At 35.9% G+C, this 11,902-nt stretch carries 10 protein-coding genes and 1 pseudogene; all 11 read right to left on the bottom strand.

Going from position 1 to position 11,902, the window contains the following annotated elements:
* Positions 1 to 441: pseudogene (locus Q5O73_RS08120) on the bottom strand (pyruvate synthase); the annotation flags it as partial.
* A 3-nt stretch (positions 442 to 444) separates the two neighbouring features.
* Complete coding sequence (locus tag Q5O73_RS08115; RefSeq protein ID WP_302669436.1) at positions 445 to 1,542, bottom strand: 2-oxoacid:acceptor oxidoreductase family protein; 1,098 nt, start codon at positions 1,540 to 1,542, stop codon at positions 445 to 447.
* Between the two features lie 44 nt (positions 1,543 to 1,586).
* Positions 1,587 to 3,782, bottom strand: a complete 2,196-nt coding sequence (locus Q5O73_RS08110) for a beta-propeller domain-containing protein (RefSeq protein ID WP_118588727.1) — start codon at positions 3,780 to 3,782, stop codon at positions 1,587 to 1,589.
* Complete coding sequence (locus tag Q5O73_RS08105; RefSeq protein WP_021952786.1) at positions 3,782 to 4,318, bottom strand: RNA polymerase sigma factor; 537 nt, start codon at positions 4,316 to 4,318, stop codon at positions 3,782 to 3,784. Before Q5O73_RS08105 ends, Q5O73_RS08110 begins: the two co-directional genes overlap by 1 nt.
* A gap of 173 nt (positions 4,319 to 4,491) precedes the next feature.
* Positions 4,492 to 4,914, bottom strand: a complete 423-nt coding sequence (locus Q5O73_RS08100) for a flavodoxin (RefSeq protein ID WP_021952787.1) — start codon at positions 4,912 to 4,914, stop codon at positions 4,492 to 4,494.
* 71 nt (positions 4,915 to 4,985) lie between these two features.
* On the bottom strand, positions 4,986 to 5,549 hold the full coding sequence (locus Q5O73_RS08095) for a DUF3793 family protein (protein WP_021952788.1): 564 nt from the start codon (positions 5,547 to 5,549) through the stop codon (positions 4,986 to 4,988).
* A gap of 5 nt (positions 5,550 to 5,554) precedes the next feature.
* Positions 5,555 to 6,850 carry a phosphopyruvate hydratase gene (gene eno, locus Q5O73_RS08090; RefSeq protein ID WP_118588726.1) on the bottom strand — a complete coding sequence of 432 codons (1,296 nt, stop codon included), beginning with the start codon at positions 6,848 to 6,850 and terminating at the stop codon, positions 5,555 to 5,557.
* 538 nt (positions 6,851 to 7,388) lie between these two features.
* Positions 7,389 to 9,464: a heavy metal translocating P-type ATPase gene (locus Q5O73_RS08085; RefSeq protein WP_118588725.1), complete on the bottom strand. Its 2,076-nt coding sequence runs from the start codon at positions 9,462 to 9,464 to the stop codon at positions 7,389 to 7,391.
* On the bottom strand, positions 9,464 to 9,742 hold the full coding sequence (locus tag Q5O73_RS08080) for a DUF6110 family protein (protein WP_118588724.1): 279 nt from the start codon (positions 9,740 to 9,742) through the stop codon (positions 9,464 to 9,466). The genes Q5O73_RS08085 and Q5O73_RS08080 overlap by 1 nt, the downstream gene beginning before the upstream one ends.
* Positions 9,743 to 9,978: 236 nt before the next feature.
* On the bottom strand, positions 9,979 to 11,481 hold the full coding sequence (locus Q5O73_RS08075; protein ID WP_302669435.1) for a PH domain-containing protein: 1,503 nt from the start codon (positions 11,479 to 11,481) through the stop codon (positions 9,979 to 9,981).
* Between the two features lie 8 nt (positions 11,482 to 11,489).
* The coding region (locus Q5O73_RS08070) for a PH domain-containing protein (protein WP_302669434.1) at positions 11,490 to 11,902 on the bottom strand (413 nt) is incomplete at its 5' end.

Below are 11,902 nucleotides of genomic sequence, written 5' to 3'. Positions count from 1 at the left end.
ATCGTAAACCTGCTGCACACTATGGGCAAATAGAATAATCCACCCGGTATTTAGCATAAACATAATGTCGCTATGGTCTCCCTTAATGGATAAAGGCCCCGAAACCGTACGACACGCCACATTCATTACCATGGGATACCTTGTACCTGATTGCACCGGAAACTGCTCTAGGGCATACAAAAGTCCATTGGCACTTGTGGCATTAAAAGCCCTTGCCCCTGCTGCCGATGCTCCGTAACATATTCCTGCTGCACTATGCTCTCCTTCTGCCGGAATCATAGTTATGTCAACTTCTCCCTTAGCCCCCATTAAATCCAGATTTTCTGCAATTTGAGTAGAAGGAGTAATTGGGTAATAACCCATTATGTCATACCCTATTTGTTTCACTGCCAACGCTGCAGCCTCATTTCCTGATAAATATTTTTCCACCTGTTCTTTCATATCTTAAACTTCTCCCCCTTCTATTCTTTTTTCATCTAAAAAAGCCTCCGATGTAATATATCCGTCGGCACCTGTCTTTTCATAACAATCCGGTGTTTCCTTAAGTTCTATGTTGGGAATAAACCACGGCTTCACACTATAATCTTTCTCTTTTTCCTTTATTAAAGCCTGGGTAGGGCATATTTCCACGCATCTTAAACAGCCTTTACAATGAAAATAATCAAGTCCTTTATTCACCATCATTTCCTTCCCCTTATAAGTTCCTTTTTCAAACTGAAAAACCATATCAGGGCAGGTTACATCGCACATTCCGCAATTAATGCATCTCTCCTTTATAAACACCGGAATATACCCTTGCCTGGATGGGGACAAATCATTAGTTATGGTGCTTCCCATACTTAAATTTACTCCCCCTGTAAGCATGTTTTCATATCCTTTAGAATTGCCATTTTCTTTTGAATTTGAGGTAATCTTATAATTAGGAATATTACATTGGATGGCTTCATTATATCCTCTATATATTCCCTGCAAATTATTTTCCAGCACATCAGGGTACTTTGCCCCTAATACTTCACTGCATATTTTATTAACGCACTCCATGGGAATAAAACCGCTTGCTTTTGCCATGGCACCTAACATTACAACGTTAATTCTCGATTTGGTTTCCATGGCTATGGAAAGTGCCGGAACACATACCAGCCTTGCCCCGGATATTTCATTTGCCTTAAGGTAGGAATTAATTATATTTTCAGGTGCTATGTCAGAATTAATTACAATAACCGTATCATTACTACATCCGTTAAAAATCTCAGGATTTTGCATTAATGCCTCATGGAATATGCAGAGCATATGAGGTCTTTTAACCGGTGAATTTAGCCTGATTTCCATATCCTTTCTGCAATATCTTACATATGCCTTTACAGGAGTACCTGTTTTTTCTGAGCCATAACTTGAAAAACCGGCACTATTAAGTCCCAAAAACTTTAGTGCCAGTTCTCCTAACATTTTTCCGCAAAGGTTAGCTCCTAAACCACCTATGCTTTCTATTCTTATTTCATAATATCCTTCATCATTTAATAATGGTAATTTTACTTTTTCCATTCTTCTCCCCCACAATATTTTATTACCATTATTAGCAGATTTAATTATTTTATACTGATTTTTCCTTTTACACTATAGTCTGCCATATTAACAGCCCATATTGCTTTGCTGCAATCTGTAACATACAAATAATTATCTATATAAAATCCCCTGACATCGCTATACTCCTGCTCTCCTAACTTTAATCTTAAAAGTTGTTTGAACCTGTTATTTTCATACTTAAACAAATAGTAATACACGTCTTCTGAATAGTACTCATCACTGTAGTTGTCCTCATAAACAGGAATCCCTATAATATTTTTTTCACTATCTGCTAACAATGCTTTAGAATCGTAAAGTGCATCGCTGTCAGACTCTTTTTTCACCGTGTAAGAAGCCTTTCTCTCTGCCTTCTTTCCAGAAATTCCATACATGTCAATTTTAAGCTTAGATGGTTCATTTTCATCGTTAACTCCAATTCCCAGCATGTTATTTTCGTCAAACATCTGGAGATAATCAGAATATCCCGGAATTTTAAGAGCTCCTGTTATCTTTGGATTTGCCATATCGGTAAAATCAACTGTAAACAGAGGATCTGTCTGTTCATAGGTTACAAAATAACCATAATTGCCTAAATATCTTGCAGCATATATATCCTCATTCTTTGCCAGACCTAAAATTTCACCCTTTTTCTTCATGGCACTGTCAAAGGTATAAACTGAATTATTTTCAGTTGATGTTATAACCTTGTCATCTATACACTCATCATCCACCTGCTTTCCATCTTTGTAATATACATATGAATCCTCCAAAGTGACTCCTTCACTAACATGAGCAACTAATCTTAAGTATCCATCCTTTTCATCTAAAGAAAACCTGTCATCGATTCTTCCATTAATACCGGTTCCTGCTATAAAGGTTATTTTTCCATCCTTATATGAATATTTTATTATTTCCGATTTATCACTTCTTTTTATGGCTTTTACCTGACGTTTCTTAGTATCCGCCTTTATTTTATCTAATGCGTAGTGATATTTTATTTTTGTCTTTTTATTTAAGTCTATTTTCTTATTTTTTACGTATTTATCAATTTTTGCTTTATAGTTTTCATCATCTGAAACATCCTCTTCATCAAACACCTGGCTTATAAGATAAATATTATTTCCACTAACATAAACATCACTGCTGCTACCTAAAACAGATACACTATTTTCTATTTTCTTAGCTGTATCAATGTTAATTGAAGTAATTATTGAATAGGAATTGTCCTCTGAAACATCCGGTATAAAAATATCCTTACATTCCACCTTTTTTTCGTTGACATAAGGTATGCAGTCATCCTTATCGGCATCCCATGAAGATATTGTATACAGATATCCATTGACAATCCTTGTTTCAGCTACACTTCCATCCTGATTGTTTTTACTTATAAGCTTCGGATTTTTAATGTCGGATATATCATAAATCAGGATATATGTTTTACTTTTTTTATTTCGTGCTATTACATCGTCTACAACTCCACATGTTGCTATCCTGTTGATAGTTGAAGCAATGGCTACTAAACGGTTATTTTCCACATATATTTCCCTTACACTGGTCTGTTTTCCCACTGTTTTCTCATCAAACATTATTGTGGATATATTTTTCATATTTCCGTTAGTTGCCTCAGTAATCACAACCTTATTATAGGCAAACTCTCCATTTTTTTTACATTTTTCCGTTAGGGTATAAATGTACTTTCCGTCAGTTTTTACACTATCCCCCTCATGGACACCTTCAGTCTGCTCATTAGTTTTTGAATAATTGTTTTTTCCTGTACCTGTGCTTCTGCTTATACCATCTGTTGCAGCATCTGTAGACTTTTTAACGCCCCGTTCATTGTCTTTATATCCAGGTACTTCTTCCTTAAGCCTTGACTTAATCTCATCATAGGAATCTGCGAATTTTCCTCCCTGAACATTTTTATTAATCTTAGATAGGGTAGCGTAATTATCGGCGTACATTTTTTCACCGCTGCTTCTATATACTTCTTTGGTATTAACATGATTCCATATTGTCATTCCTGCCACAAGTACAATACATGCCGCCACTGCTGTTGCCATTTTATAAATTCCGGTAAATTTCTTTTTTCTTCCGTTTCTAATACTTTTTATTATCTTTTCATTAGTTTTTTCATCAATTGTTATCTTTTCGCTGTCATTTATTAACATTTTGGCTATCTCAATATTTTTTTCGTCAAAATCTTCAAAATTTCTGCTCATTACTGCACCTCCAAATATTCTCTCATTTTTTCAAGACCTCTGTTCAGCCTTGTTCTTACTGTTGACGGGTTCATGGACAAAATCTTTCCCACTTCGTGGCTTTTGTATCCCTCCACCACACATAGTGAAACAATGATTCTGTCTGTTTTATTTAATTTTGATAGCGCTATCTGTATATCTGTTGCTTCTTCCCTATCTTCATATTTTGTGCTTTCCCTTAACTCCACATCTTCCATGGTTTTTGACTTTGGATTAAAAACTGAAAACTTATTATACTTGTCCTTTATCTTCCTGTTACATTTAGTTGTTAATATTTTTAATATCCACGGCTCAAAGCTATCAGGATTTTTTAATTTTGTTATACCTGTCAGGGCATCTAGCACAGTGTCACTTACCACCTCCTGTGCTAACAAAACATCTCCCATTATGTAAATGCCCATCTTATACAAATCATTGTTGATGGAGCAATATAACCTTTCAAAAGCTTTTTTGTCATTTCCCATTGCAAGGACTACGTCCTGTTTATCATATTTCATATTGGTACCTTTTCCCTTTTATTATGATTAATTAATCTTTTCATATATGTAGTGTACGGAAATATAGATTTTGTTGCAATAAAAAAAAATACACCGGAATGCTGTCTACACATTCCGGCATATTATTAAGTATTTGAGTTGCCGGTTTCCCGGCGAATTAAATTGGAGAAAATCTATGCTAACGCTTTGCCCAAAGCCTTGCACGCATCAATTGCTTCATCATCCGGTGCTTCATTGCATATAACAAAATCACATGCCATAACAGCACCATCATTTCTGCATGTCTCATCCCAGTTTCTCATCCACTCACCATCGCCCCATCCATAAGAGCCAAAAAGTGCTATTTTTTTGCCATTTAACTTCGCCTCGCACTGTGCAAATACAGGTTCAAATTCACCTTCTTCTAACTGTTCAGCTCCCATTGAAGGACATCCGAAAGCTATGGCATCATATTCATCCATCTTATCAGCACTAAAATCAGATACAAATATTACATCTGCCTGTGCTCCTGCTTCCTTTGCTCCTTCTGCAACATTAGTTGCCATAACTCCTGTATTTCCTGTTCCACTCCAAAAAACTACTGCCACTTTACTCATTAATCTTATTCCTTTCTGCCACAATATATTTATGGTTAATACTCCTTAGCTATAGTAAGGAATTATCCATTTTACGCTGCCACTGTAAGCTTCAAAATGCTTCTTCCGGCATTCCATAGTTTTGTATAAATCAATCTGCACTTATCATATCTGGCAAATTGTTTCACTGCTGCCGATTCGTCGCCATAAACCTTCCAATAACCACAACACTTGAAATTATCCCCTTTATTTTCAATAAATCCAATAACATCTTCCACCGGATAATCCAAAAACAATCCGATTTCATGGGGAAAGTCATTTAAATTTCTAAGCCTCTCTTTCAAATGTGCAATGGAATACTTTACATCACAACATGTATACCCACATTTTTTTAGCAGCTCCCATGTCTTCTCCTGCTTCAAATCCTCTTGCAGTCTATTAGTCCTATATACATATATTAATGCTGATTTTTCATTTTCCCGCAATATTTCTATGCTTATTCCTTTTTCTTCAAATATCGTGTTCATGTCTTTTACATTTTTGTAAACGTCTTCCCTTGTTAATCCATCCCATGTATAAAACCAGTTGAATAAACTGGCGGTTTTTAGAGATGCCAGAGTGGAAGAACACCATTCAATAAGATATTTTTCAAGCATGTTTTTTACCTTTTCACGTTAAAAGCTGCCATACCCGGATAAACTGCCGCATCTTTTAATTCTTCTTCAATTCTTAATAACTGATTGTATTTTGCCACACGTTCAGTTCTGCTTGGTGCTCCTGTTTTAATCTGGCATGTATTAAGAGCCACTGCCAAATCAGCTATAGTTGTATCTTCAGTTTCACCGGAACGATGAGATGATATTGCGGTGTATCCTGCCTTGTGTGCCATTTTAATTGCCTCTAAAGTTTCTGATACTGAGCCAATCTGATTTAATTTAATAAGGATTGAATTTCCACATCCTAATTCTATACCTTTTCCTAATCTTTCAGTGTTAGTTACAAACAAGTCATCTCCTACTAACTGAACCTTGTCTCCTAATTCTTTTGTAAGAACCTGCCATCCTTTCCAATCTTCTTCATCTAACGCATCTTCAATTGAGATGATTGGATATTTGTCAACTAACTTTTTCCAATGCTCAATAAGTTCATTTGATGTATATTTTGTGCCTGCTTTTGGTAAAATATACTCGCCTTTCTTTTCCCCTTTCCATTCGCTAGAAGCAGCATCCATTGCCAACATAAAATCTTTTCCCGGCTGGTAGCCTGCTTTTTCAATTGCCTTTAAAATATATTCAATAGCTTCTTCGTCACTCTTTAAGTCCGGTGCAAATCCGCCTTCGTCACCCACCGATGTAGCAAATCCTTTTTCTTTTAATAATGTGCTTAACTGATGAAATACCTCTGCACACCATCTAAGAGCTTCTTTAAATGTTTCTGCCCCTGCCGGCATTATCATAAATTCCTGAACGTCTACAGTGTTTGCCGCATGAGCTCCACCGTTTAAAATGTTCATCATTGGAACCGGAAGTCTGTTTCCTGATATTCCTCCTAAAAATCTATACAAAGGAATGTCTAATGATATTGCAGCTGCTCTGGCACTGGCAATTGAAACTGCCAAAATGGCATTTGCTCCAAGATTTGATTTATCTTTAGTTCCGTCTGCTTCAATCATAGCCTTGTCAACTGCGTATATATCTGATGCATCCATTCCCTTTAACACATCATTAATAGTTGTATTAATATTTTCTACTGCTTTTAAAACACCCTTTCCCTGATATCTGCTTTTATCACCATCTCTTAACTCAAGGGCTTCAAACTCACCTGTTGATGCTCCACTAGGTGCAGTTCCTCTTCCTACTGTTCCGTCTGCCAAATAAACTTCTGCTTCTACTGTAGGATTTCCTCTTGAATCCATGATTTCACGTCCTACGACTTTTTCAATCTGTAAATAATTCATTGTATGTTCCTCCATATTTCTATAAAAAATAAATTTTAGTCTTGAAATAATTAAGTAAGGAATCCGAATGGAAGGCAGCTACCCCTTCCATTTCCCGTTCGGAGTCCAAATGTCTATTCAAAAGAGGTTAGTTATTTCTAACCATAGTTATAATATACTAACATTTTGATAAAAGTCAATAGGGAATTTGAGATTTTTTATTTTTTTAAGTTAGACGTTAAGGAAGAGGGATGGTGTGTGCTTTTCCCATAATAGCAAATTTATTTGTTTTTCCGGGGTGGGTACCATTGACCAGTTCAAATTGCCACTTTCAACTGTTCTTAAACACATTGTCCCCTAACAAATTTCATGCCACACTTATATTTGACTTTCCAATCGCAGCAGATAACTACTATCTCAACAATTGTCCACAAAAAGGCACCACGTTAATGACTAACTTTCATTAACGTAGTGCCTTTTCTAAAATGTCCTATAGATATCAACTCTCATACACATCCACAGATATTCTATAATGTTTAATCTATATACACATCCACTTTTATATTTCTATATCCTTCATGCTGCTTAAGCCTATTGCCAGAGTTGATGAATTATGCAGCAATGCTGACGTTGCCGGTTGTATCAGACCGCAGGCCCCAAGAATTATCAGTGCAGTATTTATACCAACAATTGAACGATAATTCCTATGTATCTTCTTCATAAGACCTTTGCTTATTTTTATAAGAGTAACTATCTGGCTTAAATCTTCACCATCTATAGTTATATCAGCTATATCTCTTGCTAACTGTGCGCCGTTGCTTATGGCAATACCCACATCTGCTTTTGATAAAGCCGGTGAATCATTTATGCCATCCCCAATCATTATGACACATCTGCCCTTTTCGGTTTCACTTTCAATAAACTTTGCCTTATCCTCCGGCAAAACTTCTGAATAATACTCATCAACACCTACCTGCGCAGCTATTGCTTTCGCAGTTCTGTCACTGTCTCCGGTCATCATAACCACCTTGCTGATACCATTTTTCTTTAATTCCCTTATGGTCTCAACAGACTCCTCCCTTAACGGGTCTTCAATAAGAATAACTGCAGATAGTTTGTTTTCAATGGCAAGATATAAATGAGAATACTCCGGTGGAAGATTTTTGAACAATTCTTCCTTTCCATCAGGAATAACACACTTTTCATCTTCCATTACAAAATGATAACTGCCAATAATTGCACGCTTTCCATTAATTGTAGTAGCTATTCCGTGAGCTACAATATATTCCACCTTACTGTGAAATTCATCATGCGTAAGATTTCTGCTTTTTGCCGCATTAACAACAGCATTGGCCATGGAATGTGGAAAATGTTCCTCTAAGCATGCTGCGATTCTTAACAAATCATCCTTTGACCTGTCTTCAAATGCCACTACATCCACAACTGTAGGTTCCGCCTTTGTTAAAGTGCCTGTTTTGTCAAACACAATAGTATCCGCCACAGACATCTTTTCCATAAACTTTCCACCTTTAACGGTTATTTTATAGTCATTTGACTGTCTTATCGCTGCTAAAACAGATATTGGCATGGCAAGCTTAAGAGCACATGAATAATCGACCATAAGAATGGAAATGGCTTTTGTTGCATTTCTTGTAAGAAGATAAGTCAAAATCGTTCCTCCCAAAGAATATGGAACTAACTTATCTGCCAAATGCTCTGCCTTTCCTTCCATTGATGACTTAAGCTTCTCTGACTCCTCTATCATATATACAATTTTGTCAAATTTACCTGAGCCACTGGTTTCCTTTACAATAACACCTATTTCTCCTTCTTCAACCACCGTTCCTGCATAAACATAATTTCCTTTTATTTTACGAACCGGAACAGCTTCACCGGTCATAGATGCCTGATTAATCATGGCTTCGCCATCTGCCACTTCGCCATCAAATGGAACTACTTCGCCCATTCTTGCAACAACTATGTCTCCTTTTTTAATATCTTTAGCCGGCACCATAATCTCTGTACCGTCCTTTTTCAGCCATACTTTGTTGATATTAAGTGACATACTACGTGCTAAATCACCTACAGACTTCTTATGTGTCCACTCTTCTAAGAGTTCGCCTACTCCTAACAGAAACATAATTGAACCTGCAGTATTAATATCGCCCCTAATCATGGAAACGCTAATGGCCGTGGCATCTAAAACCGGAACCTCCAATTTTCCCTTTGCCAATGTCTTAATTCCTATAAGAACATACTTAAAAGCACTATAAGAAGTTAAAGCGATTTTAACCGGCATAGGCAAAACCACACGGCATGCATAACGCATAAAAATTTTATTAATAAGTTTTTCCTTATAATACTCGTTAAGCTGGCGACCTGAATTTTCTAAATACTGTTCCGGTACATCTACCTTTTCATAAGAAAACCTCTTAAGCATATCCAAAACAGCCTGTCTATCACCTGAATAACAAATGACCGCATCATTTGTTCTATTAAAAACCTGTGAAGAGATTATATTTTCCCTTCCCATAAGATAATACTGTAAAATATCTGCCTGTCTGAACGTCATATTCTTATAGACAAAATGTACCCGGAGTCTCCCCCTTATCTCATGTTTAATAACAAATTTCATTATTCTTCGCCACTTTCGTCTTCAACGCTTTCATCTTCAAAGCATTCTTCTGCTTCTGCTTTTCTGTCCTCGTTAATCTGCTGTGCTTCTGCATAAATGTCGCCGGCATTTTCCTGAACAGTTGTAACTGTGTCCATTACACAATCCTTAGCTCTAAGAACTGCTGCGGTGCAATTGGCATACACTTTCTTTGCATCTCTGCTTGAGAGAACCTTAATACCTGCTGTTCCAAATAATGTTCCTGCTGCAAATACAGCTACCTTCTTTAAAATATCCATTATAAAACCCTCCTATAATATGTATTGCCCCCTCCCTTCGGTCAGCGGCATTTCGTCGGAAACATCCTTAGCCATGAAGTTGATTCATTATGTTTCCTTCTGCTTTTAGGTTTGTTACGCCTAACCAAATAATACTTCTTTTGTGAGGATTTTTCAAGTATTTTAAATAAGACCATCCCTTCAATGTTTAATTCAACATTAACAGAACAGCCTTATATTACTTACAGTGTACTCCATTAATCTTTAAAGGAAGAAATACACAATTTATCTTTAATTATTTCTGTCTTTTCAGCACTCATATATGGAATTTTATGTCCTGCATTAGAAATTGCTGCCAGTATTCTTATAAAGCCTTTGGTTATCCCCAGTTTATTTTCCAGAATATTCCGGTTAAAAGTAACAATTTGTATTTTTTCAAATTTTATTATAGTTGTAGTTGTGCCAAAAATTCCTGATTTTACTTTTATCTGGCTATTGCCAATATAACTTCCCTCTGTTTTGTATGACAATATGTTACATACAATAATCCACAACATAATTGCTGCCAATACCCCAATTTCTATTATCAACGGAATACCTAAAACAATATTACATACACAAAATGCCACTATACAGATTATATATTTTACAATAATCTTTAGCATCTTTATAACCCACACTGACTTTGGTTGTCTTTCTGTTTCACAGGAAAAGCTTTCGGAAAATTCCGGCAAAAGCCTTTTCATGATTTTTTCTGTGTTTTCCCAGGTATCATAAAAAGTAAAGTATGTCTGCTCCTGCTTTTCATCTCCCATGCCTACATTTACAATTTCCACTGCATATTTCTTAAACAATCTGGCAATAAAAGTCTGATGTACAATAATGGCATTTATTCTGTTGACAGGAATGGCAAAATTAACCTTTTTAAACAATCCGTGTTTTATATATATCTTGTTATTCTTTCTTTTAAGCTTAAAGTCATACAGCTTAAGGAAATTTTTAACAAAACCGGCTCCGGTGCCTAACGCCAGAGAAAATGCCACTGTAATCGCTACAACAAGTACTCTAAAACCATCTCCATCAAAGCCTGCTGCAACAAATTTCGGAATAATACTAACTATACTTCCAATACTTGCTATGAAAATAATTATTCCCAAAATACTTATTGAATATAATCCATTCATAATAATATTTCTTTTACCAGCAACTACATCATAATCTTCGCTATTTAAAATTTCCTGCTCTACCACATCATCTCCATCACCCTTTATCCGGTTTATATGTTTGATAATGTAATTTCTTAATTCCTCAGCATCTTTTTTCTTTAAAATTATTTTAACGTCCGTGGTGTTGGCTGTGGATAAGCTATCTGTGTCAAATTTAATCTTGCAGGTTCCTATTAACATTTCAAATAGATTCTGCTCCATATTAACATTGGATATATTTTTAAACCCAATAGTATTTTTTAGCGAAAGAATTGTATTTCTCTCCACTGACAATGTATCATTATCAATTATAATCCAGGTTTTATACCATACCCTAAATCGCCACACCATAAATATTGCTATAATTGTAATAAAAATCAGCAAAATAATGGCAACATAAACGGTTTCTACTGAAAAACCTCCATGGGACATATCCACTATCATATCTATAATGTCATCGGGACTTCCCATAATAATAGCTGCCAATGCTATTATTGCCGCTCCAAATTGTTCCACAACACTGGTCCAATGATTTCTAAATCTCTTATTTTCCATAGTCCCACCTACTTATCATCCAGTTTATTTACGTTACTGCCTTGAGTTTCATGGTCTAAAACGTCACCATCTTTCTGTACATCAGCTTCTCTCTGACGAACTGCTATTGTGTTTATCCTACTTTTAAGATTTTCAGCTATCTTTTCCGCCTTTTCTTCATCTAAAAACCTGATAACCACATCTCCTCCGGCAGTTGTTACCACAACTTTTGCCACCTTGCAGATTTTATCGAAAGGACCTCTTTGAATCTGCAATTTGTGAAGACGTTCAATAGGAACAATATTTCTTTCCACAAATATGTATCCCTCAACAATATCGATACACTCATCGTCAATTTTATACCTGTATCTGTGAAATCTGAAAACAGGACTTACTATGCAATTTATTACCACCAAAATTGTCACTATAACAAGTATAACTG

It is taken from the genome of Eubacterium sp. AF15-50, from assembly GCF_934835595.1.
In the GTDB taxonomy this organism is placed as follows: domain Bacteria; phylum Bacillota; class Clostridia; order Lachnospirales; family Lachnospiraceae; genus Eubacterium_G; species Eubacterium_G segne.
This window is presented reverse-complemented; position numbering and strand designations above follow the sequence as displayed.